The sequence below is a fragment of the Halomonas sp. genome (assembly GCF_033549285.1).
In the GTDB taxonomy this organism is placed as follows: domain Bacteria; phylum Pseudomonadota; class Gammaproteobacteria; order Pseudomonadales; family Halomonadaceae; genus Halomonas.
Genome location: NZ_JAWSUJ010000071.1, coordinates 1 through 21,549 on the forward strand (window position 1 = coordinate 1; position 21,549 = coordinate 21,549).

The window sequence follows — 21,549 nt, forward strand, 5'->3', positions numbered from 1 at the left end:
ATCACCCACGACATGCCCTTCGAGAAGATCAACGAGGCCTTCGAGCTGCTGCACCGGGGCGAGAGCATCCGCACCGTGCTTCACTACTGAGGCTTCGCTACCGGGGCAGCGTGACCGACAGGTACCGCCTGGCCCCCATTACGACGCAGGTGATCGCCATGCTGACAAGACTACAAGAGGAGCGGAAGCCCATGAGCCTGATGGACACCCTGAAGCGCTGGTTCGGCGGCCAGGGGGCGACATCCTCGACAGCGCCCCAGCAGGGCCGTGACCGACCCGAATCACCCGCAGCGACATCCTCCGCAGCAGCCACCACCCAGGGAGCCACCACCATGAGCGACATCAGGATCCATCCCGCCGTGGACAGCGGTGTGCGTGCCGGCAGCGACAGCTTCAACGGCGGCACCCTGCATTGCCACTGTTCCGACAATCCCGTGGAGGTGACCGTCAAGGCACAGTGCGCCCACAACCATGTGTGCGGTTGCACCAAGTGCTGGAAACCCGAAGGGGCCCTCTTCTCGATGGTCGCCGTGGTGCCCCGCGAAAGCCTCAGCGTCACGGCCAACGAGCACAAGCTGGAGGTCGTCGATCCCTCGGCCGCCATCCAGCGCCATGCCTGCAAGGAGTGCGGCGTCCACATGTTCGGCCGCATCGAGAATACCGACCATCCCTTCCACGGCCTGGACTTCATCCACACGGAACTCTCCGACGACACGGGCTGGGCGGCGCCGGAGTTCGCTGCCTTCGTCTCATCGATCATCGAGTCGGGCGCCAACCCGGACAACATGGACAAGGTCCGCGGCCGGCTCAAGGAGTTGAGTCTGGAGCCCTACGACTGCCTGTCGCCTCCGCTGATGGATGCCATCGCCATCCATACGGCCAAGGCCAAGGGCGTGCTGTAACCCCGAGCATCGCGGCGTGACAGGCACCAACGCCATCGGGCGCCCCTTGGGGCGCCCGATGGCGTTCCGGCCGCTCGACTTTACTTGAAGTTCTTCTTCACCATCTTCTGGATCTCGCCGACGATGCCGCTGCGAAAGCTCAGCACGCAGATCACGAAGATCAGGCCGAGGATCACGCTCACCCAGTTGCCCAGCGGCGACTGGGCGAGCTGGGTCTGCAGGCTGACCACCAGTCCGGCGCCCACCACGGGGCCGAACAGGGTGCCGACACCGCCCAGCAGGGTCATCAGGATTACCTCGCCGGACATGTGCCAGTGGGCGTCGGTGAGCGAGGCGAGCTGGAAGACCACCGTCTTGGTCGAGCCCGCCAGGCCCGCCAGGCCCGCGGAGAGCACGAAGGCCACCAGCTTGTAGGCATCCACGTTGTAACCCAGCGAGACGGCCCGCGGCTCGTTCTCACGGATCGCCTTGAGCACCTGGCCGAAGGGCGAGTGAACGGCGCGCTGGATGATGGCGAAACCGATCACGAAGACCGCGAACACGAAGTAGTACATGTTGAGGTTGTCGGCGAGGCTGATCAGCCCGAACAGCTCACCCCGCGGCACGCCGTGCAGGCCATCCTCACCGCCGGTGAAGGGCGCCTGGATGAAGAAGAAGAACATCATCTGCGCCAGCGCCAGGGTCACCATGGCGAAGTAGATCCCCTGGCGGCGGATCGACAGCACCCCGAAGAAGGTGCCGAGCACCACGGCGGCGAAGGTGCCGATCAGGATCCCGAGTTCCGGGGTCAGCCCCGGGTAGCTGGCCAGCATGATGCCGGTGAAGTAGCCGCCGGTGGCCAGGAAGGCGGCGTGCCCGAAGGAGAGCAGGCCGGCATAGCCGAGCAGCAGGTTGAAGGCGCAGGCGAACAGCGCGAAGCACAGCACCTTCATCAGGAACACCGGGTAGATGGCAAGCGGCGCCAGCAGGCCGATCACGATCAGGACCAGGTAGAGGCCATTGCGGCGCAGCCGGGCATTGCGCTGACGCTGCATCGCGGGGGTCAGGTGTTGGGTCGTGGCCATCACGTCATGCCTCCTTGCCGAAGAGTCCCGCGGGGCGCAGCAGCAGCACCAGGATCATCACCAGGAAGATCACGGTGTTGGCCGCCTCGGGGTAGTAGACCTTGGTGAGGCCCTCGATCAGGCCCATGGCCAGGCCAGTGATGACGGCGCCGAGGATCGAGCCCATGCCGCCGATCACCACCACGGCGAAGACCACGATCAAAAGGCTCGACCCCATGGTCGGTGACACCGGGTAGAGTGGCGCAGCCAGCACCCCGGCGAAGGCGGCCAGGGCCACGCCGAAGCCGTAGGTCAGGGTGATCAGCTGGGGCACGTTGACCCCGAAGGCCTGCATCAACGCCGGGTTCTCGGTGCCGGCGCGCAGGTAGGCACCGAGACGGGTGCGCTCGATGATGAACCAGGTGCCCAGGCAGACCACCAGCGCCGCCACCAGCACCCAGGCGCGGTAGGTGGGCAGGAACATGAAGCCCAGGTTCATCCCGCCCTGCAGGGCCGCGGGCGTCGGGTAGCTCGAGCCCGAGACGCCGAAGAAGTTGATCAGGGTGCCCTCGAAGATCAGTGCCAGACCGAAGGTGAGCAGCAGCCCGTAGAGATGGTCGAGGTGGGCGATACGCCGCAGGATCAGGCGCTCGATCACCATGCCCAGCCCTCCCACCACCAGCGGGACGAGCAGTAGTGCCACCCAGTAGTTGAGCCCCAGGTACTGCAGGCCCAGCAGGGTGGCGAAAGCGCCCAGCATGTACATCGCGCCGTGGGCGAAGTTGACAATCTTCAGCAGGCCAAAGATCACCGCCAGCCCCAGGCTGAGCAGGGCATAGAAGGCGCCGTTGATCAGGCCCAGCATCAGCTGGCCCATGAACACCATCAGCGGCACCCCGAAAATCATTGTCATGTCATGGACCTCCCGTCAGAGGGGCGGCGGCCGAGGCCGCCGCCGGTTCCGGCCGTGCTCAGTTGTTGACCAGGTCGCACTGGCTCTCGGAGAGCGGGCGGTAGGCCTCCTCGGCGGGGATGGTGGCGAGGATCTCGTAGAGATCCCACTCGCCGGTAGACTCCTCCGGGGTCTTCACCCGCGCCAGGTACATGTCGTGGACCATGCGGCCATCCTCGCGGATGCGGCCATTGCGCGAGAAGAAGTCTTCCACCGGGCGCTCGGCCATGGCCGCACGGATGGTCTCGGGATCGTCGGTCCCCGCCTCGGCCACGGTCTCCAGGTAGTGCATGGTGCTGGAGTAGATGCCGGCCTGGACCATGGTCGGACGCTTGCCCACCCGCTCGAAGTAGCGGTCGGCCCACTCGCGTGCCTGGTCATCCATGTTCCAGTACCAGCCGGTGGTGAGCAGCAGGTTCTGGGTGTCCTCGAGCCCCATGGCGTGGACGTCGTTGAGGAAGATCAGCAGACCGGCAAGCTGCTGGCCGGACTGGGTCAGGCCGAACTGGCTGGCGGTGGAGATGGCATTGACGGTATCGGCACCGGCGTTGGCCAGGCCGACGATCTTGGCGCCGGAGCCCTGGGCCTGGAGGATGTAGGACGAGAAGTCGCTGGTCGGGAAGGGGTGTCGCACGCCGCCGACGATCTCGCCGCCGTTCTCCTCCACCACCTTGGTCACGTCGCCCTCGAGGGCATGACCGAAGGCGTAGTCGGCGGTGAGCATGAACCAGGTGTCGCCGCCCTGCTCCACCACTGCCTTGGCCGTACCGTTGGCCAGCGGGTAGGTGTCGTAGACCCAGTGGATGTGGTTGGGCGTGCAGTGCTCGTTGGTGATGCTGGAAGCCGCGGAGCCGGAGACGATGCCCAGGCCGTCGTTCTCCTCGATCACCTTGGTCGCGGCAATGGTCACCGAGGAGGCGACGAGGCCGGCGACCAGGTCGACGCTGCGAGTGTCGAACCACTCGCGAACGGTGTTGGCGCCCACGTCGGCGCTGTTGCGATCATCGGCGCTGAAGACCTCGATCGGCGCGCCGTTCACCTCGCCGCCGAAGTCCTCCACGGCCATTTCCAGCGCGGCCAGGCCGCCGGGGCCGGCGAGGTCGCGGTAGGTGCCGGACATGTCGGCCAGGTAGCCGATACGCACCTCGCTGTCGCTCATCTGGGCCTGGGCGCCACTGGCCATCAGGGTGGCGGCGGCGAGGGCGATGCTGCTGGCAAGCGTCTTCCTGTTGAAGGTCATGATGTCATCTCCGTGGCCCCGGGTGGGGCCGCTTGTTGTTGTCGATGCGGATTGCATTGCGGTGGATGAACTGCAGGGAGGACGGCAGGCCGTCAGACCCCCAGCAGGGAATTGAGGTGCTCGCGCCGCGAGGGCAGCTCGGCGGCACTGATCTCCTCGATGATGCGGCCGTGCTCCATCACGAAGTGGCGGTCGGCCAGCGGTGCGGCGAAGCGGAAGTTCTGCTCCACCAGCACGATGGTCATGCCGCGCTCCTTGAGCTTGACCAGCACCTCGCCCAGCGCCTGGACGATGACCGGGGCGAGCCCCTCGGTGATCTCGTCGAGCAGCAGCAGTCGCGCCCCGGTGCGCAGGATGCGCGCCATGGCCAGCATCTGCTGCTCACCCCCGGAAAGCCGGGTGCCCTGGCTGTGGCGCCGCTCGAAGAGGTTGGGGAACATCGCGTAGATCTCGTCGATCCCCATCCCGCCGCTGCGCACCGTGGGCGGCAGCAGCAGGTTCTCCTCGACGTCGAGGCTGGCGAAGATGCCGCGCTCCTCGGGGCAGTAGCCGATGCCCAGCCGCGGGATGCGGTGCGGCTTCATGGCCAGGGTCTCGGTGCCGTTGATGACGATCGACCCGGTGCGGTGGCCGACCATGTTCATGATCGCCTTGAGGGTGGTGCTGCGCCCGGCGCCGTTGCGCCCCAGCAGGGTCACCAGTTCGCCGCGCTTCACGTCGAAGTCGACGCCGTGGAGGATATGCGACTCGCCGTAGAAGGCGTGCAGGTCGCTGACCCGCAGCATCTCGGCACCGTCCAGGTCGTGGTAGTCGGTGACTTTCTCGGCTGCCTGGCTCATGCGCTGGCCCCCTCTTCCGCCGCGGCATCGCTGCCCATGTAGGCCTCGCGCACCTGGGGGTCGCGCGAGACCGCCTGGTAGTCGCCCTCGGCCAGCACGCTGCCGCGAGCCAGCACGGTGATGCGGTCGCACAGCCGGCTGACCACGCTGAGGTTGTGCTCCACCATCAGCACGGTACGGCCCTTGGAGACCCGGCGGATCAGCTCGACGATGCGGTCGACGTCCTCGGCGCCCATGCCCTGGGTGGGCTCGTCGAGCAGCATCAGGGTGGGCTCCAGCGCCAGGGTGGTGGCCACCTCCAGCGCCCGCTTGCGCCCGTAGGGCATCTCCACGGTGAGCACGTCGGCGTACTCGCGCAGGCCCACCTCGTCGAGCAGCTCCAGGGCCCGCTCGTTGAGGTGCTCGAGGCTCTTCTCGGATTTCCAGAAGTGGAAGGAGGTGCCCAGCTTGCGCTGCAGCGCCACCCGCACGTTCTCCATGGCGGTCATGTGGGCGAACACCGCCGAGATCTGGAAGGAGCGCACCAGGCCCAGCCGGGCGATCTCGTTGGCCTTCATGCCGGTGATCGGCTTGCCGCGATAGAGGATCTCGCCGCGAGTCGGCGGCAGGAACTTGGTGAGCAGGTTGAAGACGGTGGTCTTGCCGGCCCCGTTGGGGCCGATCAGGGCGTGGATGTGCCCCTCCTGGACCTGCAGGTTGACGTCGTCCACGGCGGTGAAGCCGCGAAACTCCTTGGTCAACCCGCGAGTTTCCAGTATGAACTCCTGGGTCATGGTTCGTCCTCTCTGGATCGCTCGGGCGATCCGCCGTGGATGCTGTTGTCGTTGTTGTCGGCCGCTGTTGTGGTTGTGGCGGTTCCGGCATCGAGGGCCTGGGTGACACTTTCAGGCGGCTCCGGAGAACACTCTGCACTTTACGTTAACGTAAGCTAGAGGACTGACCACGGTACGGCAATAGGAGAAGCACCGAACTCGACCAATGGTGTAGACGCCCGCGGGATCAATAGCTTGCAAACCATGTCGGGCAAAAAAAGACGCGATGCCCCTTGCGGGACATCGCGTCTGCTGTGGCTCGAGGCCGCTGCTGCCGAGTGGCCGTCAGCACTCGATGGCATTGACGGCCAGGCCGCCGCGGGAGGTCTCCTTGTACTTCTCCTGCATGTCGGCGCCGGTGTCGCGCATGGTGCGGATCACGTGGTCCAGGGAGACGAAGTGCTCGCCGTCGCCGCGCAGGGCCATGCGTGCGGCATTGATGGCCTTGACCGAGGCGATGGCGTTGCGCTCGATGCAGGGCACCTGCACCAGGCCGCCGATCGGGTCGCAGGTCAGCCCCAGGTTGTGCTCGAGGCCGATCTCGGCGGCATTCTCGACCTGGCCCACGCTGCCGCCCATCACCTCGGCGAGGCCGGCGGCGGCCATGGCGCAGGCCGAGCCGACCTCGCCCTGGCAGCCCACCTCGGCGCCGGAGATGGAGGCATTCTTCTTGCACAGGATGCCCACGGCGCCGGCGGTGAGCAGGAAGTCGACCACCTCCCGCTCGCAGGCTTGTGGCTGGAACTTCATGTAGTAGTGCAGCACCGCCGGGATGATCCCCGCCGCCCCGTTGGTGGGCGCCGTGACCATGCGGCCGCCGGCGGCATTCTCCTCGTTCACCGCCAGGGCGAAGACGTTGACCCAGTCCATGGCCGAGAAGGTCGAGGCGATCAGGCTGTCATCGCCGTCCATGGCCAGCAGCCGACGGTGCAGCGAGGCCGCCCGACGACGGACCTCGAGCCCCCCGGGGAGCACGCCCTCGGCGGCGAGCCCGGTCTGCACGCAGGCCTGCATGGCCTGCCAGATCTCCCACAGGCCCGCGCGCACCTCGGCCTCGCTACGCCAGGCCTTCTCGTTCTCCATCATCAGCTCGCTGATGCGCAGGCCATGCATGCGGCACAGCGCCATCAGCTCGGCGGCGGAATGGAAGTCATAGGGCAGCGCCGTGGTGTCGCTGTCCAGCTCGCCGGAGCGTGCCTGGGCCTCGTCGACCACGAAGCCGCCTCCCACGGAGTAGTAGACGTTGCGATAGAGCGTCTCCGCATGCCCGTGGGCGACCAGGGTCAGGGCGTTGGGATGGTAGGGCAGGCTCTCGTCGTGCCACTGCAGGTCCCGGCTCCAGTGGAAGGGAATCGCCTGGTGGCCGTCGAGGTGCAGGGTCCGTGACTCGAGCAGCGCCTCGATGCGCGGGGCGACGATGGCCGGGTCGATGTGCGACGGATGCTCGCCCATCAGCCCCATCACCACGGCCCGGTCGGTGCCGTGGCCCTTGCCGGTGGCGGAGAGCGAGCCATGCAGGTGAATCTCCAGGCGCGTCACCCGCTCCAGCAGATCGCGACGCTTCAGCACCTGGACGAAGTCATGAGCCGCTGCCATCGGCCCCACGGTGTGGGAGCTCGAGGGCCCGATGCCGATCTTGAACAGGTCGAAGACGCTGATTGCCATGGAAGAACCTCGCGTGACTGACAGGGTGGCCGGGGCGGAGCCTGAAGCCTCCGGGTTCAGCGCTACTGAACGTTTCTGGCCTTGGGTTGACGTTGCCTCTATGCTGGTGCCGCATCACCCCGGCAGCAAGCCAGAATATCTCGCCCCCAGTATAGCCCAGCTAAACCATGAGCCGACTCCTGCACGCCCAGACCCATGCCTGGCTGAAGGTCTTCGCCATCAGCGCCCGCCACCTCTCCTTCACCCGGGCGGCGGAGGAGCTGCACGTCACCACCGGCGCGGTGAGCCAGCAGATCAAGCAGCTCGAGGAGCGCCTGGGCTTCAAGCTGTTCCGTCGCCTGCCCCGGCGGCTGGAGCTGACCGAGGAGGGCCGCCGGCTGGCCGCGGTGGTGGACGAGGCCTACCAGGCCGTGGGCCTCGAGGTGCGGCGACTGCGCAGCGGGGTGATGAGCGGGGTGATCCGCCTGCGCTCGGTGCCCTCCTTCCTGCACAAGTGGCTGATGCCGCGCCTGCCCCGGCTGCAGGCGCGCTTTCCCGACATCGAGCTGCATGTCAGGGCCGAGGACAGCAGCCTTTCGCTGCGCGACGGTGACTTCGACCTGGCCCTCGACCTCAACGACGGCCAGGCGCCGGGGCTCTCCATCACGCCGCTGATGGAGGAGCACATCTTCCCGGTCTGTGCCCCGGCCCTGCTGCGGGGCCGCCCGCCCCTTCGCCACCCCGCCGACCTCGCCTGGTACCCGCTACTCCACGACGTCACCGCCTGGCGCGGCAGCCACGAGCACGCCGAGTGGGAGCGCTACCTGGAGGCCATCGCGGCCCCGCCCCTCAACCTGCGCCGGGGCTACACCTTCAACCGCAACCACCTGACCATGGAGGCGGCCATCGCCGGCATGGGGGTCGCCATTGCCCGCCAGACCCTGATCCGCGGCGAGCTGGAGAGCGGCGCGCTGATCGCCCCCTTCGCGCAGCGCGTGCCCACCGGCATGCGCTACGGCATCGTGCATGCGCCGGGCGCCCTGGACGACCGCCGGGTAGCCGCGGTGCACGACTGGATCGTCGAGGAGGCCCGCCGCGCCGCCCCGGCAGGCCTGCCGGTCGAGTAGGCACGCGAGGGACGGGACGGTAGAATAGCCAACCCTGATGACCTGCCTGAATGGACTCGCGATGCCTCCCCGCCTGCCCCCCGACCGCCCCATGCCGATCGGCTTCGCCGCCACCTGCCTGAGGGCCAGCCTCTATATCCTGCTGGTCGCCGGCATCGCCCAGGGCATCTACTACGAGGCCCTCTACCAGCCCTTGCACCACTTCTCGGAACGGGGCTTCACCGAGCTTGCCCAGAGCGGCATGCTGGCGCTCGCGACGCTGCTGCTGCTCTACGTGAGGGTCGGACTGCGCGAGCTGCCGCAGGTGAGCCTGCTGCTGCTCGCCTTCGTGGCCAGTTCCCTGGTGCGCGAGCAGGACGCCCTGCTGGATGCCCGCGTCTTCGACGGCGCCTGGCAGCTGCTGGTGGCGCTGATCATCCTGCCGAGCCTCTACGGCGTGATCCGCCACCGCCGCGAATTCGCGGCACAGTTCGCGGGCTACGCCAACAGCCTCTCCTTCGGCCTGTTCGCTGCCGGCTTCCTGACCACCTATGTCTTCTCGCGACTCTATGGGCGCAGCGAGATGTGGCAGGCGATCCTGCGCGAGGACTATGCGCGCACCTTCAAGGATGCCGCCGAGGAGGTGGTGGAGCTCTTCGGCTATGCGCTGATCCTCATCGCCATGATCGAACTGGCCCTGCTGGCACGCCGCTGGTCCCTGGCGCGTCGCGCCGGCTGACCGCCCCCCGAATGCAACAAGCCCCGCAGGCGATGCCTGCGGGGCTTGTCGTTGGGGCGGGCACGATGTCCTTCCCTCCTTCCCGGCGACTACTCGTCGAGGAAGGAGCGCAGCGGCTCGGAGCGGCTGGGGTGGCGAAGCTTGCGCAGCGCCTTGGCCTCGATCTGGCGGATCCGCTCGCGGGTGACGTCGAACTGCTTGCCGACCTCCTCGAGGGTGTGGTCGGTGTTCATGTCGATGCCGAAGCGCATGCGCAGCACCTTGGCCTCGCGGGCGGTGAGGCCGCCGAGCACGTTGCGGGTCGCCTCGATCAGCCCCTCGCCGGTCGCCGAGTCGATGGGCAGCAGGATGGTGCCGTCCTCGATGAAGTCGCCCAGGTGCGAGTCGTCGTCGTCGCCGATGGGCGTCTCCATGGAGATCGGCTCCTTGGCGATCTTGAGCACCTTGCGCACCTTGTCCTCGGGCATCTCGAGGCGCTCACCGAGCTCTTCCGGGGTCGGCTCGCGGCCCATCTCCTGCAGCATCTGGCGGGAAACACGATTGAGCTTGTTGATGGTCTCGATCATGTGCACCGGGATGCGGATGGTGCGCGCCTGGTCGGCGATCGAGCGGGTGATCGCCTGACGGATCCACCAGGTGGCATAGGTGGAGAACTTGTAGCCGCGACGGTACTCGAACTTGTCCACCGCCTTCATCAGGCCGATGTTGCCCTCCTGGATCAGGTCCAGGAACTGCAGGCCGCGGTTGGTGTACTTCTTGGCGATGGAGATCACCAGGCGCAGGTTGGCCTCGACCATCTCCTTCTTGGCCCGGCGCGCCTTGGCCTCGCCGATGGAGAGCCGGCGGTTGACCTCCTTGATCTCGGTCACCGGCAGCTGGATCATCTCCTCCTCGAAGGCGATCTTGCGCTGGGCACGCTGGATGTCGCCGCGCAGCGGCTCGAGACGCGCCGCGTACTTCGGGTTGGCGGCACTGAACCCGTCGAGCCACTCGGGGTTCGACTCGCTGCCCGGGAAGGCCTTGATGAAGGTCTTGCGCGGCACCTTCGCCTTCTTCACGCACAGCTGCATGATCGCCTTTTCCTGGGCGCGCACCTGCTCGACGCTGATGCGCACCTGCCCCACCAGGCGCTCGAAGTGCTTGGGCACCAGCTTGATCGGCGAGAACAGCTGGGCGAGACGCGCCAGCTCCTCCTGGGCCTCCTTGGAGCCGCGGCCATGGGCCTCGATGGCGGCCTGAGCCGCGGCGTTCTGCTCGCGGATCTGCTCGAAGCGGGCCCGGGCCTCCTCGGGGTCGGGGCCGCCGGTCGTCTCCTCCTCGGCCTCGCCGTCCTCGTCGTCGGCATCGCCCTCGGCCTCGTCGCGGGGCTCCTCCTCGGGCACCTCCGCCTCGGCCACGCCGGGAATGCCCTCGTCGGGGTCGATGAAACCGGAGAAGAGGTCGGAGAGGCGCCCGGGGGCCTCCTCGTCCTGGGTGGCATCATAGGCGTCGAGGATGGAGTCCACGGCACCGGGCAGGTAGGCCAGCGCCGACATCACCTCGCGGGTGCCCTCCTCGATCCGCTTGGCGATCTCGATCTCGCCCTCGCGGGTCAGCAGCTCCACCGTCCCCATCTCGCGCATGTACATGCGCACGGGGTCGGTGGTGCGGCCGACGTCGCTCTCCACGGCGGCGAGTGCGGCAACGGCCTCCTCGGCGGCCGACTCGTCCGTGGAATGATCCGACATCATCAGGGTGTCTTCATCGGGGGCTTCCTCGACGACACTGATGCCCATGTCGTTGATCATGCCGATGATGTCTTCCACCTGATCCGGGTCGGCGATATCCTCGGGAAGGTGGTCGTTGACCTCGGCATAGGTCAGGAAGCCCTGTTCCTTGCCGCGCGCGATCAACTCCTTCAGACGTGACTGCTGCTGCGCATTTCCAGCCATAGAAACCCTATCTCGACGAAGAAGAATGAAGCACCTGAAGCACTGAGGCGGTGAAAACTCGATAAGCCGAACAGTATAGCGGGTGAAACCACCTTTCTGCCAGTTCGGTGTATTTGCGCGGTCATTCAGGTGTGTTAGGTTGTCAGGTTGCGCCGTTGGCGGGCACTTCCCTCTATATGGTGATAGTAGGAGAAAATTCAACCCCGCCGCCAATTTCCCGCCGCGGGGAGGGGCCTTGCCTCACCCCTTGAGCTCGGTGAGCAGCCCCATCAGGCGCTGGCGCTCCTCCTGCGACAGCCGCTCTCCCCGCTTCTGTTTTGACAGCAGCGCATCGACTTCCTCCTGATGCGACGGCCTGAGGCGATGCCGCCGGAAGTGCTCCACCAGCCCGTCCAGCTCGGCGGCCCGGGCGCTCGACGGAATGAGCAGCTCGCGGCGCGCCAGCTCGGCGAGCCGCTCGCCCTCCGGGGTACCGTGAAAGTGGGCGAGCAGCACCTGGGCGCTGCGATAGCGCCCCGCCCGTAGCAGTCGCTCCACCTCGCGGCACAGCCGGGCCTCCGGGTCCTCCCCGGGATACCAGTCGCTCTCCTCGGGCAGGCGCTCCACCAGCCGCGGTTCGTGGACCAGCAGCTGCAGTACACGCCCCATCAGGCCCAGCGCCCCACCTGCCGCGCCGCCCCCTCGCGGAGAACCGGGCCTGGGTGGCTCCTCGCGTCCGGGCTCCGCGGCGAGGGGCGGCTCGGCCTGAGGCGCTTCACGGGGCGTGACCAGCGCCTCGAAGCGCGACTGGTCGACGCCGGTGCGCCGCGAAAGCTCCGTCAGCAGCAGCGACTTGAGCACCCCCTCCGGCAACCTGCCGATCGCCGAGAGCACCTGGCTGGCGAAGCGCTCGCGTGCCTCGATCGTCGCCAGGTCGCGTCCCTCGGCGGCGTGATCGAAGAGGAACTCCGACAGGGGACTCGCGCAGGTGATGCGATCCTCGAAGGCCTCCGGCCCCTCCCGGCGCACCAGGGTGTCGGGGTCCTCCCCCTCGGGCAGGAACATGAAGCGTGCCTGGCGCCCGTCGATCATCTGCGGCAATACCGTCTGCAGCGCCCGGGCGGCGGCCTGGCGACCGGCCCGGTCGCCGTCGAAGCAGAACACCACCTCGCCGACCATCCGGAACAGCCGCCCCAGGTGCTCCTCGCTGGTGGAGGTGCCGAGGGTGGCCACGGCATTGCGGATGCCGAACTGGGCCAGCGCCACCACGTCCATGTAGCCCTCGACGATCACCAGCCGCTCGAGCCGCGAACTGGCCTGCCGGGCCTCGAAGAGGCCGTAGAGCTCGCGCCCCTTGTGGAACACCGGCGTCTCGGGCGAGTTGAGGTACTTGGGCTTGGCGTCGCCCAGCACCCGACCGCCGAAGGCAATGGTGCGCCCGCGGATATCGCGGATCGGGAACATCACCCGGTCGCGGAAGCGGTCATAGGTCCGCCCGCTCTCCTCGCGATGCACCAGCAGGCCATACTCGATCTGCACCGCCTCACTGATGCCGCGTTCGGAGAGGTGGCGCTTGAGCGCCTCCCAGCCGGCCGGGGCATAACCGATGGCGAAGGCCTGCTGGACCTCCGGCGACAGCCCGCGCTCGGCCAGGTAGCGCCGGGCGCCCTCCCCTTCCGGCATCTTCAGCCGCTCGCGGTAGTAGCTGGCCGAGAGCTCCAGCAGGTTGACCCCCTCCTTGCGCTTGCGCTCGCGGGCCTGGGCGCGCGGGTCGTCGGCCCCTTCACGCGGCACCTCCATGCCCAGCCGCGCGGCGAGCTGCTCCACCGCCTCAGGGAAGCGCAGGTTCTCGTACTCCATCAGGAAGCGCAGGGCATTGCCGTGGGCGCCGCAGCCGAAGCAGTGATAGAACTGCTTGTCGGCGCTGACGGTGAACGAGGGCGACTTCTCCTGGTGGAAGGGGCAGAGGCCCGAATGGTTGCGCCCGGCCTTCTTCAGTTTCACGCGCTCGCCGACCACCTCGACCACGTCGACGCGGGCCAGGAGGTCATCGATGAAGCGCTGGGGAATCTGACCGGACATGCGCGGGCACCCTGCGGGGGACGGGAGAGGCGACGAAAAACAAGCGGCCACCGTTAGGCGGCCGCTTGGCGTCCCTCTTGAGGCGACAGGGGCCGGATGCCCCTACCGACTCCAGTACGGATCAATAGAGCCGTTCGAAACGCTTGCGCTCACGCTGAAGCTTCTTGGCATGGCGCTTGACGGCCGCGGCCGCCTTGCGCTTGCGCTCTGCGGTCGGCTTCTCGTACTGCTCGCGACGACGCACTTCCGAGAGAACACCGGCTTTTTCACAGGAACGCTTGAAGCGACGCAGCGCGACGTCAAACGGCTCGTTATCACGTACTTTGACAGAAGGCATTAAGCACTCACCTACCTTGGGTAACTTGAGTTCGGTTTGTACGCACACCTTGCGAGGACCACTCGCCCTCACGCAACGAAGGCCGGAATCGCCAGGCGAACCGGAACGATGCGTGTCAGGCGGAAGGCCGCTCCTGGGTGCACGACCCAGTCTTGCAGCGGACAGTATTCTAGTCGCCACATCCAGCGCGTGCAAATCGTTTCCGCACTGCGTCCGCACTGCGCCTGCGAGGCAAAAGGCGTAGAATGCCACCTTCCATGTACCACCGAGCCATCATCATGCGCGTACTGGGCATCGAGACCTCCTGCGACGAGACCGGCGTCGCCCTCTTCGACACCGGGCGCGGCCTCGTGGCCGACGCCCTCTACAGCCAGATCGCCATGCACGCCGAGTACGGCGGCGTGGTCCCGGAGCTCGCCTCCCGGGACCATACCCGCCGCCTGCTGCCGCTGATCCAGCAGGTGCTGGACGAGGCCGGCCTGGCGCGCAGCGAGCTCGACGCCATCGCCTACACCGCCGGCCCCGGGCTGGTCGGTGCACTGATGGTGGGGGCCAGCACCGCCCATGGCATGGCCCGGGCGCTGGAGATCCCGGTGCTCGGCGTCCACCACATGGAGGGCCACCTGCTGGCCCCCATGCTGGAGGACGCGCCCCCCGACTTCCCCTTCGTGGCCCTGCTGGTCTCCGGGGGCCATACCCAGCTGGTCGAGGTGCGTGGCCTGGGCCAGTATCGCCTGCTCGGCGAGTCGGTTGACGACGCCGCCGGCGAAGCCTTCGACAAGGCGGCCAAGATGCTGGGCCTCGACTACCCCGGCGGCCCCCAGGTGGCGAAACTGGCCGAGGCCGGCGACCCTGGCCGCTTCCGTTTCCCGCGGCCGATGACCGACCGCCCGGGGCTCGACTTCAGCTTCTCGGGGCTCAAGACCCACACCCTGACCGCCATCCGCCAGCTCGAGCAGGCCGGCGGCCTGGATGACCAGGCGCGGGCCGACGTGGCCCGCGCCTTCGAGGAGGCGGTGGTCGATACCCTGGTGATCAAGTGCCGCCGCGCGCTGGACGCGACCGGCCTCAAGCGCCTGGTCGTCGCCGGCGGCGTGAGCGCCAACGTGCGGTTGCGCGAGCGCCTGGAGCGGGAGTGCGCCAAGCGCGACGCCCGGGCCTACTACCCCCGCGGGCGCTTCTGCACCGACAACGGGGCCATGATCGCCTATGTCGGGGCCCAGCGCCTGATGGCCGACGAGCACGACGAGACCGGCATCATGAAGGCGGTGCCGCGCTGGCCGATGGATACCCTTGAAGCACCCGCCGGCTTCCGAACGGAGTCATGATCGCGCCCTTGAAGGTCACAGCGCCCAGTGCCTGATGGCCGGCGAGCACGACGAGACCGGTATCATGAAGGCGGTGAAGCGCTGGCCGATGGATATCCTTGAAGCACCCGCCGGCTTCCGAACGGGGCCATGATCGCGCCCTTGAAGGTTACAGCGCCCAGTGCCTGATGGCCGGCGAGCACGACGAGACCGGCATCATGAAGGCGGTGCCGCGCTGGCCGATGGATACGCTACGCGAGCCGTAAGCTGGAAGCTTAAAGGGGCGGCTCGTCGCCGCGCCCCAGGCGGCGGATATTGAGCACGTGGCGCCCCAGCACCAGCAGCGTGAAGACGATCACCACGCCGGCGAACTCCGGCGCCAGCCAGAGGCTTGCCAGCGGCGCCATGGCGGCACTCGCCAGGGAGGCGATGGCGGCCGTGCGCACCCGCCAGGCCATCAGCATCCACAGCGCGGCGCAGCAGAGCGCCACCCAGGGCGTGAGTACCAGCATCACGCCGAAGGCACTGGCCACGCCCTTGCCGCCCCGGAAGCGATGCCAGGCCGGGTAGCTGTGGCCCAGCAGCACGCCGAGCCCCACCAGTCCCAGCCCCCAGGGCGGCAGGCCGAGCCACATGGCCAGCCACAGCACCGGCATGCCCTTGGCCACGTCCACCACCAGGGTGGCCAGGGCCAGGCGACGACCGTGCAGGCGCAGGACGTTGGAGAACCCCGGATTGCAGGAGCCGGCCAGCCGCGGGTCCCCCAACCCCGCCAGGCGGCATACCGTCAGCGCACCGAGCCAGGTGCCGCTCAGGTAACCGATCGCCATCAGCGGCAGGATAAGGTCGAGTGGCGCCTCCACGGGCGGCCTCCTGTAGGGTGAAACCCCGATTCTGCCAGCCATGGGCGGCGCGGGACAGACCGGCCCCAGGGCTATCGCAGATAACCGTACTGCTCGGGGCTGATCCGTCGGCAGGCCTACGAGGACGCGCTGTAAACCCCTCCATGGGCGCTTCCGACGCCATCCCTGGCGTAGGACATCCTCTTCGGCCTGCCCCCGGCGTCCCTCGCTAAAGCCAACTGCAATAGCCCTGAGGCCGGCCCTCCGCCGGTGTCGCCTCAGGCCCCGCTGGCGTACAATCGGGCGCCTGCAGGCGGAGCCGGCACATCGCCCGGCCCGCGACCACCCATGGCCCGGGGAGCCCCGATGGATCTTGTGCTGATCGAAGCGCTCGAGGTGGACACCGTGATCGGCGTCTACGACTGGGAGCGCACCATCACCCAGACGCTGCGGCTCGACCTGGCGCTGGGCACCGATATCCGCCCCGCGGCGGCCGGCGACGACATCGATCTGACCCTGAACTATGCCGCCATCAGCGAGCGCATCGCGGCCTTCGCCGGCGAGCATGACGTCGCCCTGGTGGAGACCTTCGCCGAGCGCCTGGCCGAGACCCTGCGCGTCGAATTCGGCATTCCCTGGCTGCGCCTCACCGTGCGCAAGCCCGGTGCCGTGCCTGCCGCCGCCGCGGTGGGCGTCTGCATCGAGCGCGGCCAGCGGACGGGAGGCGCCTGATGGCCCAGGTCACCGTCAGCATCGGCAGCAACATCGAGCGCGAGCGCCACGTGAGGGCCTGCCTGGATGCCCTGGCCGCGACCTTCGGCCCGCTTGCCATCTCGCGGGTCTTCGAGAGCGAGCCCGTGGGCTTCGAGGACGGTCGCAACTTCTACAACCTGGTGGTGGCCTTCGACAGTGAGCGTCCGGTGGGCGAGCTGCAGGCCTGGTGCAAGCGGCTGGAGTTCGCCAATGGCCGCCGCGAGGGCGTTCCCAAGTTCAGCCCCCGGACCCTGGACGTCGACCTGCTCACCGTGGGTAACCTGACCGGTCGCCACGATGGCGTCGAGCTGCCCCGGGACGAGATCCTCCACCATGCCTTCGTGCTGAAGCCGCTGGCGGAGCTGCTGCCCGAGGCCCGCCACCCGCTCACCGGCAGGCGCTACCGCGCCCACTGGGACGAGTTCGAGGCCGGCCAGCAGCGCCTCTGGCCGGTGGAGTTCGTCTGGCAGGGCCGGCGCATCTCCTCGCCGGAGTGAGCCTCAGGCCTTCCCCTCGGGACCGGCGAGCGCGCCATCGATGGCCTCCCAGCGCCGCCGCGCCAGCTCCTCGCCCAGCTCCCGCCCCCGGTAGCCTTCGGCCACCAGCACCTTGGGCAGGACCTGCCGGGCCAGGCGCCAGGCCAGGGCCAGGTCCGCGGCCAGCGCCGGGGCCTCGAGGCTCACCAGGCTGATCAGCGGCGCCACCCGGTCGCCGCGACGCCAGGCGTCGATCCCGTCGAGCCAGGCCATCACCCGGGCGCCGTCCAGGCCGTGTCGCGCCACCCGAGCCAGCAGGTGGCGGGTCCGGGCCGCCTGGCTGGCCAGCTCGCGATGAGCACGCGGCAGGCGCAGCCGCTCGGCCAGGGCGTCGCGGTCCTCGTCGTCCAGGTGCTCCACCAGCCGCGCCCAGCGCCAGCGGGCCTGCGACTCGGCCTCGATGTCCTCCGGCAAGCGGTGCAGGCGCCCGAGTGCCTCGTCGAGGCTCGCCGCGTCGGCCGCCAGCTCCGGCATCAGCACCGCCAGGGCACCGCAGTCGTGCAGGACCTGGAAGTAGACCTCCGGCCAGGGCTCGGAGAGCGCCTTCTCGGTCTCGGTCCAGACGCGCTCGGCCACCAGATGGGCCAGCTCGCCGCTCGCCACCAGCTCGCGCATCAGCCGCCACGTCTCCTCGGCGATGACGAAACCCAGGCCGGCATAGCGGGCGAGGAAGCGCGCCGTGCGCAACACCCGCAGCGGGTCCTCGACGAAGGCCGGCGAGACGTGGCGCAGCAGGCGCGCCTCCAGGTCGGCCAGGCCGCCGTGGGGGTCCACCAGCGCGCCCTCCGGGGTCTCGGCCATGGCGTTGATGGTCAGGTCACGGCGCGCCAGGTCCTCCTCCAGGGTCACCTCGGGGCTGGCATGGACCACGAAGCCGGTGTAGCCGTGACCGGACTTGCGCTCGGTGCGCGCCAGGGCGAACTCCTCGTGGCTCTCGGGATGCAGGAAGACCGGGAAGTCGCGCCCCACCGGCTTGAAGCCGCGCCGACGCATCTCCTCCGGGGTCGCCCCCACCACCACCCAGTCGGTGTCCTTGACCGGCCAGCCCAGCCGGGCGTCGCGCACCGCCCCGCCGACCCGGTAGACCTCGAGCCCCTGCAGCTGTGGGTCCTCGGCCTCGGCCATGGCTCAGCGCTCCACCCGGTCGGGGTGGCGAAGCTGCCAGTCGGTGAAGCCGCCATCGAGGCTATAGACCTCGGGGAAGCCCTGGCCGGCCAACCAGGCCGCCGCCTGCTGACTGGAGTGGCCGTGATAGCAGACCACCACCAGGGGCCGCTCGCGCGACACCTCCTCGATGAAGGCGCCCACCGTGTCGTTGTCCAGGCGGCGGCTGCCGGGGATATGGCCCTGCGCGAAGCTCTGCGGGTCACGGATATCGACCAGGGTGAGGGCCTGGTCGCCCTCGAGCCAACCGCCCAGGGTCGGGATGTCGAGATGCTGGAAGGTTGTCATGGCAGCCTCGTGTTCGGGGAAAGGGGAGTCAGCGCTGGCGGCTCGGGACGCTGGTGCGCCTGCCGCTCTCGAGGTCCAGGGCGGTCAGGTGGCTGCCCCAGACGCAGCCGGTATCCAGCGCCTCGGCGCGCACCTGGCTCGCCGGCGTCTCGCCCTGCAGCGCGGCCCAGTGGCCGAACAGCAGCCAGGGGTCGTCGTCGCGGGGAAACTGGAACCAGGGGGCGAAGCCCGCCGGGGCGCTGTCGAGCCCCTCCTTGGCGGCGAAGTCGAGACACCCCGCGGCATCGATGAAGCGCATGCGCGTGAAGACATTGATGATCATCCGCAGGCGGTCGATGCCGTCGAGGTCGTCGCGCCAGCAGGCCGGCGCGTTGCCGTACATCTGCTCGAGGAAGGCCCCGGCCCGTTCGCTGGCGAGGCGCGACTGCGCCTCGCCAGCGAGCGCGGCGGCCTGCTCGACCGACCACTGCGGCAGCAGGCCGGCGTGGGTCATGACGGTATCGCCTTGCACCTCGGAGCCCCGGCGCACCAGCAAGGGGCGCGACTGCAGCCAGTCGAGCAGGCGCTCACGGTCCGGGGTAGAAAGGATCGCCGAGAGGGTGTCCTTGCGGTTCTCCCGGGCACCGCCGCGGGCCACCGCCAGCAGGTGCAGGTCGTGGTTGCCCAGCACGGTGGTGGCGGATTCGCCCAGCGCCATCACCTCGCGCAGGCAGGCAAGCGAGCCGGGGCCTCGGTTGACCAGGTCGCCAACCAGCCAGAGGTGGTCGCGGCGCGGGTCGAAGTCGAGCTTTTCGAGCAGGGCCACGAACTCGTCGTGACAGCCCTGCAGATCGCCGATGGCATAGGTGGTCATCGCGGCTCCCTGGGGTCGGTTAAGTAGGGTCGGTGAGATAGGGTCGGTTTGGCTAGGTCAGTGCACCTGGTTGGGTCCGGCCAGCCGGAAGGGGGCGACGGCCACCTCGAAGGGACGCTGGCTGGCGGTGTCGACGCAGGTATAGGCGCCCTCCATCACCCCCACCGGGCCGTCGAGGATCGCCCGGCTGGTGTAGCGGAAGGTCTGGCCGGGCCCGATCAGCGGCTGCTGGCCCACCACGCCCTTGCCGCGTACCTCCTGCACCTTGCCGCTGCCCTGGGTGATCTTCCAGTAGCGGGCGAGCAGCTGCACGCTGTGCCGGGAGGTGTTGTGCACCGTGACGGTGTAGCTGAAGACGAAGCGCTGCTCGTCGGGCGCGGACTCCTCGATGCGGAAATCCGGCGCCACGTCGACGCGAATGGCATGATCGAGCCCTTCCGGGGTGGTCAGGGTCATGGGGCCTCTCCTTGCCCGGCCGCGGCCAGGTGGTTGGCGATGCGAACGAACTCCTCGACGCTGAGCGTCTGGGGACGCCGCCCCGGGTCGATCTCCAGTGCCTCGAGGGTCGCGGCGTCGATGCGGCCCTTGAGGTTGTTGCGCAGGGTCTTGCGCCGCTGGCCGAAGGCCTCGCGCACCAGGGTGAAGAGCAGTCCCTCGTCACGGGCCGGATGCGGCAGGGCGTGGTGGGGGGTGAGGCGCACGATGGCCGACTCCACCCTGGGGCGCGGCACAAAGGCCTGCGGCGGCACCGTGAACAGCGCATCGACCCGGCAGTGGTACTGGGCCATCACCGAGAGGCGCCCCCAGTCGGGACCGCCCGGGACGGCGGCCAGGCGCTCCACCACCTCCTTCTGCAGCATGAAGTGCATGTCGGCCACGGCATCGCCGGCTTCCAGCAGGTGGACGATCAGCGGCGTGGAGATATTGTAGGGCAGGTTGCCCACCACCCGCAGCGCGGCCCCATCGCCTCTCAGGGCCCGGAAGTCCACCTTCAGGGCGTCGCCCTCGTGGATGACGAAGCCGGGCTTGTCGAAGAACTGCACGCGCAGGCCGGGAATCAGGTCCCGGTCGAGCTCGATCACCTCGAGATGGCCGCCGGCCGCCTCGAGCAGCGGTTCGGTCAGCGCACCCTGGCCGGGGCCGATCTCCACCAGCCGGTCGCCGGGGCGGGGCCCGATGGCCCGCACGATGCGCGAGATGACGCCGGGGTCGCGCAGGAAGTTCTGGCCGAAGCGCTTGCGGGCCCGGTGAACCGGGGAGCGGGATGCCATTCAGGGTCGTCCTTCTAATGGTACGGAATTCGAGGGTCAGAACGGCGACTCAGGCCGTCCGGCGCTGCGCCATCTCGGCGGCCAGGGCCACGGCGACCCGCAGGCTGCCGAGGTCGGCGCGCCCCGTGCCGGCCAGGTCGAGGGCCGTGCCATGGTCCACCGAGGTGCGCACCAGCGGCAGCCCCAGGGTGATGTTGGCGGCGCGGCCGAAGCCGGCATACTTCAACACCGGCAGCCCCTGGTCATGGTACATGGCCAGCACCGCATCGACGCCCTCGAGGTGGCGCGGGGTGAACAGGGTATCGGCGGGCAGGGGCCCGTCAAGGGCCAGCCCCTCGGCCCGCAGGCCCTCCAGGGCCGGAATGATCACGTCGAGCTCCTCGCGGCCCAGGTGGCCGCCCTCCCCGGCGTGGGGATTGAGCCCGCAGACGGCGATGCGCGGCGCCGTGATGCCGAACCAGCGCTGCAGGTCGGCGTGGAGGATGCGCAGCAGGCGCTCGAGCCGGGGCACGGTGATGGCGTCGGCCACCTCGCGCAGCGGCAGGTGCGTGGTGGCCAATGCCACCCTCAGGGCCGCCTCGCCCCGCCAGCCCGCCTCGCGGGCATGCAGGGCGCTGTCGGTGGCGAGCATCATCACCACCTCCTCCACCCCGCAGGCGTCGCGCAGGTACTCGGTGTGGCCGGTGAAGCGGGCATGGCCGGCGTCGAGGATCACGCCCTTGTGCAACGGGGCCGTGACCATCCCATCGGCAGCGCCGGCGCGGCAGGCGTCGATCGCCACGTCCAGGGTCTCGAGGACATGGCCGGCATTGGCAGGGTCGAGCCGGCCGGGGCGCGAGGGAGCCCGCAGCGCCACGGACCACACCGGCAGCACCCCGCGGCGCGGCGCCGGCGGCGGCTCGCCGGGAGCGAGCCGCCGGATCTCCACC

General features: G+C 68.8%; 23 protein-coding genes. 7 read left to right on the forward strand and 16 right to left on the reverse strand.

Annotated features, from left to right (window positions below; genetic code table 11):
• Positions 1–191 precede the first annotated feature (191 nt).
• Positions 192–902 (forward strand): S-(hydroxymethyl)glutathione synthase, encoded by a 711-nt coding sequence (gfa, locus tag SCI24_RS14880; RefSeq protein WP_318726121.1) that lies wholly within the window; start codon positions 192–194, stop codon positions 900–902.
• Between the two features lie 80 nt (positions 903–982).
• Here the strand turns inward: gfa and SCI24_RS14885 are convergent, their stop codons facing one another.
• The 6 genes from SCI24_RS14885 to SCI24_RS14910 form a co-directional block, all read right to left on the reverse strand.
• Positions 983–1,966 carry a branched-chain amino acid ABC transporter permease gene (locus tag SCI24_RS14885; protein ID WP_318726122.1) on the reverse strand — a complete coding sequence of 328 codons (984 nt, stop codon included), beginning with the start codon at positions 1,964–1,966 and terminating at the stop codon, positions 983–985.
• 4 nt (positions 1,967–1,970) lie between these two features.
• On the reverse strand, positions 1,971–2,858 hold the full coding sequence (locus SCI24_RS14890) for a branched-chain amino acid ABC transporter permease (RefSeq protein WP_318726123.1): 888 nt from the start codon (positions 2,856–2,858) through the stop codon (positions 1,971–1,973).
• A 58-nt stretch (positions 2,859–2,916) separates the two neighbouring features.
• A complete protein-coding gene (locus tag SCI24_RS14895; protein ID WP_318726124.1) occupies positions 2,917–4,137 on the reverse strand; it encodes an ABC transporter substrate-binding protein in 1,221 nt (406 codons plus the stop codon).
• A gap of 92 nt (positions 4,138–4,229) precedes the next feature.
• Positions 4,230–4,976, reverse strand: coding sequence for an ABC transporter ATP-binding protein (locus SCI24_RS14900; protein WP_318726125.1), 747 nt, complete (start codon positions 4,974–4,976; stop codon positions 4,230–4,232).
• A complete protein-coding gene (locus SCI24_RS14905; protein WP_318726126.1) occupies positions 4,973–5,749 on the reverse strand; it encodes an ABC transporter ATP-binding protein in 777 nt (258 codons plus the stop codon). Before SCI24_RS14905 ends, SCI24_RS14900 begins: the two co-directional genes overlap by 4 nt.
• Positions 5,750–6,073: 324 nt before the next feature.
• Positions 6,074–7,453, reverse strand: a complete 1,380-nt coding sequence (locus SCI24_RS14910) for an L-serine ammonia-lyase (protein ID WP_318726127.1) — start codon at positions 7,451–7,453, stop codon at positions 6,074–6,076.
• Positions 7,454–7,620: 167 nt separating this feature from the next.
• Between SCI24_RS14910 and SCI24_RS14915 the strand changes: the two genes are divergently transcribed.
• Positions 7,621–8,559, forward strand: coding sequence for a LysR substrate-binding domain-containing protein (locus tag SCI24_RS14915; RefSeq protein ID WP_318726128.1), 939 nt, complete (start codon positions 7,621–7,623; stop codon positions 8,557–8,559).
• 61 nt (positions 8,560–8,620) lie between these two features.
• On the forward strand, positions 8,621–9,277 hold the full coding sequence (locus SCI24_RS14920) for a hypothetical protein (RefSeq protein WP_318726129.1): 657 nt from the start codon (positions 8,621–8,623) through the stop codon (positions 9,275–9,277).
• A gap of 89 nt (positions 9,278–9,366) precedes the next feature.
• Here the strand turns inward: SCI24_RS14920 and rpoD are convergent, their stop codons facing one another.
• From rpoD to rpsU, 3 genes are all read right to left on the reverse strand, one after another.
• Entirely contained in the window at positions 9,367–11,208 is a 1,842-nt protein-coding gene (gene rpoD, locus SCI24_RS14925) for an RNA polymerase sigma factor RpoD (protein WP_318726130.1), read from the reverse strand.
• A 240-nt stretch (positions 11,209–11,448) separates the two neighbouring features.
• On the reverse strand, positions 11,449–13,269 hold the full coding sequence (gene dnaG / locus SCI24_RS14930) for a DNA primase (protein WP_318726131.1): 1,821 nt from the start codon (positions 13,267–13,269) through the stop codon (positions 11,449–11,451).
• Between the two features lie 121 nt (positions 13,270–13,390).
• Positions 13,391–13,606 carry a 30S ribosomal protein S21 gene (rpsU, locus tag SCI24_RS14935; RefSeq protein WP_013333229.1) on the reverse strand — a complete coding sequence of 72 codons (216 nt, stop codon included), beginning with the start codon at positions 13,604–13,606 and terminating at the stop codon, positions 13,391–13,393.
• A gap of 278 nt (positions 13,607–13,884) precedes the next feature.
• Between rpsU and tsaD the strand changes: the two genes are divergently transcribed.
• Together tsaD and SCI24_RS14945 are read left to right on the forward strand one after the other, a co-directional pair.
• Entirely contained in the window at positions 13,885–14,934 is a 1,050-nt protein-coding gene (gene tsaD / locus SCI24_RS14940; protein ID WP_318726132.1) for a tRNA (adenosine(37)-N6)-threonylcarbamoyltransferase complex transferase subunit TsaD, read from the forward strand.
• Positions 14,935–15,032: 98 nt separating this feature from the next.
• On the forward strand, positions 15,033–15,179 hold the full coding sequence (locus tag SCI24_RS14945) for a hypothetical protein (RefSeq protein WP_318726133.1): 147 nt from the start codon (positions 15,033–15,035) through the stop codon (positions 15,177–15,179).
• Positions 15,180–15,188: 9 nt separating this feature from the next.
• Here the strand turns inward: SCI24_RS14945 and plsY are convergent, their stop codons facing one another.
• The gene (gene plsY / locus SCI24_RS14950; RefSeq protein WP_412929888.1) at positions 15,189–15,776 is read right to left on the reverse strand and encodes a glycerol-3-phosphate 1-O-acyltransferase PlsY; all 588 of its coding nucleotides are present in this window, start codon (positions 15,774–15,776) and stop codon (positions 15,189–15,191) included.
• Positions 15,777–16,121: 345 nt separating this feature from the next.
• Between plsY and folB the strand changes: the two genes are divergently transcribed.
• Together folB and folK are read left to right on the forward strand one after the other, a co-directional pair.
• On the forward strand, positions 16,122–16,487 hold the full coding sequence (folB, locus tag SCI24_RS14955) for a dihydroneopterin aldolase (RefSeq protein WP_318726134.1): 366 nt from the start codon (positions 16,122–16,124) through the stop codon (positions 16,485–16,487).
• Entirely contained in the window at positions 16,487–17,005 is a 519-nt protein-coding gene (gene folK, locus SCI24_RS14960; protein ID WP_318726135.1) for a 2-amino-4-hydroxy-6-hydroxymethyldihydropteridine diphosphokinase, read from the forward strand. Before folB ends, folK begins: the two co-directional genes overlap by 1 nt.
• A gap of 3 nt (positions 17,006–17,008) precedes the next feature.
• On the opposite strand, the gene SCI24_RS14965 is transcribed toward folK, so the two are convergent.
• From SCI24_RS14965 to pdxA, 6 genes are all read right to left on the reverse strand, one after another.
• A complete protein-coding gene (locus tag SCI24_RS14965) occupies positions 17,009–18,169 on the reverse strand; it encodes a polynucleotide adenylyltransferase (RefSeq protein ID WP_318726136.1) in 1,161 nt (386 codons plus the stop codon).
• Positions 18,170–18,172: 3 nt separating this feature from the next.
• Complete coding sequence (gene glpE / locus SCI24_RS14970) at positions 18,173–18,496, reverse strand: thiosulfate sulfurtransferase GlpE (RefSeq protein WP_318726137.1); 324 nt, start codon at positions 18,494–18,496, stop codon at positions 18,173–18,175.
• Positions 18,497–18,524: 28 nt separating this feature from the next.
• Positions 18,525–19,349, reverse strand: a complete 825-nt coding sequence (locus tag SCI24_RS14975; protein WP_318726138.1) for a symmetrical bis(5'-nucleosyl)-tetraphosphatase — start codon at positions 19,347–19,349, stop codon at positions 18,525–18,527.
• Between the two features lie 57 nt (positions 19,350–19,406).
• Positions 19,407–19,805: a Co2+/Mg2+ efflux protein ApaG gene (gene apaG, locus SCI24_RS14980; protein ID WP_318726139.1), complete on the reverse strand. Its 399-nt coding sequence runs from the start codon at positions 19,803–19,805 to the stop codon at positions 19,407–19,409.
• A complete protein-coding gene (rsmA, locus tag SCI24_RS14985; protein ID WP_318726140.1) occupies positions 19,802–20,620 on the reverse strand; it encodes a 16S rRNA (adenine(1518)-N(6)/adenine(1519)-N(6))-dimethyltransferase RsmA in 819 nt (272 codons plus the stop codon). The genes apaG and rsmA overlap by 4 nt, the downstream gene beginning before the upstream one ends.
• Before the next feature lie 49 nt (positions 20,621–20,669).
• A partial coding sequence (gene pdxA, locus SCI24_RS14990; protein WP_318726141.1) for a 4-hydroxythreonine-4-phosphate dehydrogenase PdxA occupies positions 20,670–21,549 on the reverse strand: 880 nt, incomplete at its 5' end.

Bases quoted from the DNA above. Each gene is read 5' to 3' on its own strand.
- folB (WP_318726134.1), top strand. From the start codon at position 16,122: ATGGATCTTGTGCTGATCGAAGCGCTCGAGGTGGACACCGTGATCGGC.
- SCI24_RS14885 (WP_318726122.1), bottom strand. From the start codon at position 1,966: ATGGCCACGACCCAACACCTGACCCCCGCGATGCAGCGTCAGCGCAAT.
- SCI24_RS14910 (WP_318726127.1), bottom strand. From the start codon at position 7,453: ATGGCAATCAGCGTCTTCGACCTGTTCAAGATCGGCATCGGGCCCTCG.
- folK (WP_318726135.1), top strand. From the start codon at position 16,487: ATGGCCCAGGTCACCGTCAGCATCGGCAGCAACATCGAGCGCGAGCGC.
- SCI24_RS14905 (WP_318726126.1), bottom strand. From the start codon at position 5,749: ATGACCCAGGAGTTCATACTGGAAACTCGCGGGTTGACCAAGGAGTTT.
- SCI24_RS14900 (WP_318726125.1), bottom strand. From the start codon at position 4,976: ATGAGCCAGGCAGCCGAGAAAGTCACCGACTACCACGACCTGGACGGT.
- SCI24_RS14965 (WP_318726136.1), bottom strand. From the start codon at position 18,169: ATGGCCGAGGCCGAGGACCCACAGCTGCAGGGGCTCGAGGTCTACCGG.
- SCI24_RS14915 (WP_318726128.1), top strand. From the start codon at position 7,621: ATGAGCCGACTCCTGCACGCCCAGACCCATGCCTGGCTGAAGGTCTTC.
- gfa (WP_318726121.1), top strand. From the start codon at position 192: ATGAGCCTGATGGACACCCTGAAGCGCTGGTTCGGCGGCCAGGGGGCG.
- SCI24_RS14895 (WP_318726124.1), bottom strand. From the start codon at position 4,137: ATGACCTTCAACAGGAAGACGCTTGCCAGCAGCATCGCCCTCGCCGCC.
- dnaG (WP_318726131.1), bottom strand. From the start codon at position 13,269: ATGTCCGGTCAGATTCCCCAGCGCTTCATCGATGACCTCCTGGCCCGC.
- rpoD (WP_318726130.1), bottom strand. From the start codon at position 11,208: ATGGCTGGAAATGCGCAGCAGCAGTCACGTCTGAAGGAGTTGATCGCG.
- rpsU (WP_013333229.1), bottom strand. From the start codon at position 13,606: ATGCCTTCTGTCAAAGTACGTGATAACGAGCCGTTTGACGTCGCGCTG.
- SCI24_RS14890 (WP_318726123.1), bottom strand. From the start codon at position 2,858: ATGACAATGATTTTCGGGGTGCCGCTGATGGTGTTCATGGGCCAGCTG.
- rsmA (WP_318726140.1), bottom strand. From the start codon at position 20,620: ATGGCATCCCGCTCCCCGGTTCACCGGGCCCGCAAGCGCTTCGGCCAG.
- tsaD (WP_318726132.1), top strand. From the start codon at position 13,885: ATGCGCGTACTGGGCATCGAGACCTCCTGCGACGAGACCGGCGTCGCC.
- glpE (WP_318726137.1), bottom strand. From the start codon at position 18,496: ATGACAACCTTCCAGCATCTCGACATCCCGACCCTGGGCGGTTGGCTC.
- SCI24_RS14920 (WP_318726129.1), top strand. From the start codon at position 8,621: ATGCCTCCCCGCCTGCCCCCCGACCGCCCCATGCCGATCGGCTTCGCC.
- SCI24_RS14975 (WP_318726138.1), bottom strand. From the start codon at position 19,349: ATGACCACCTATGCCATCGGCGATCTGCAGGGCTGTCACGACGAGTTC.
- apaG (WP_318726139.1), bottom strand. From the start codon at position 19,805: ATGACCCTGACCACCCCGGAAGGGCTCGATCATGCCATTCGCGTCGAC.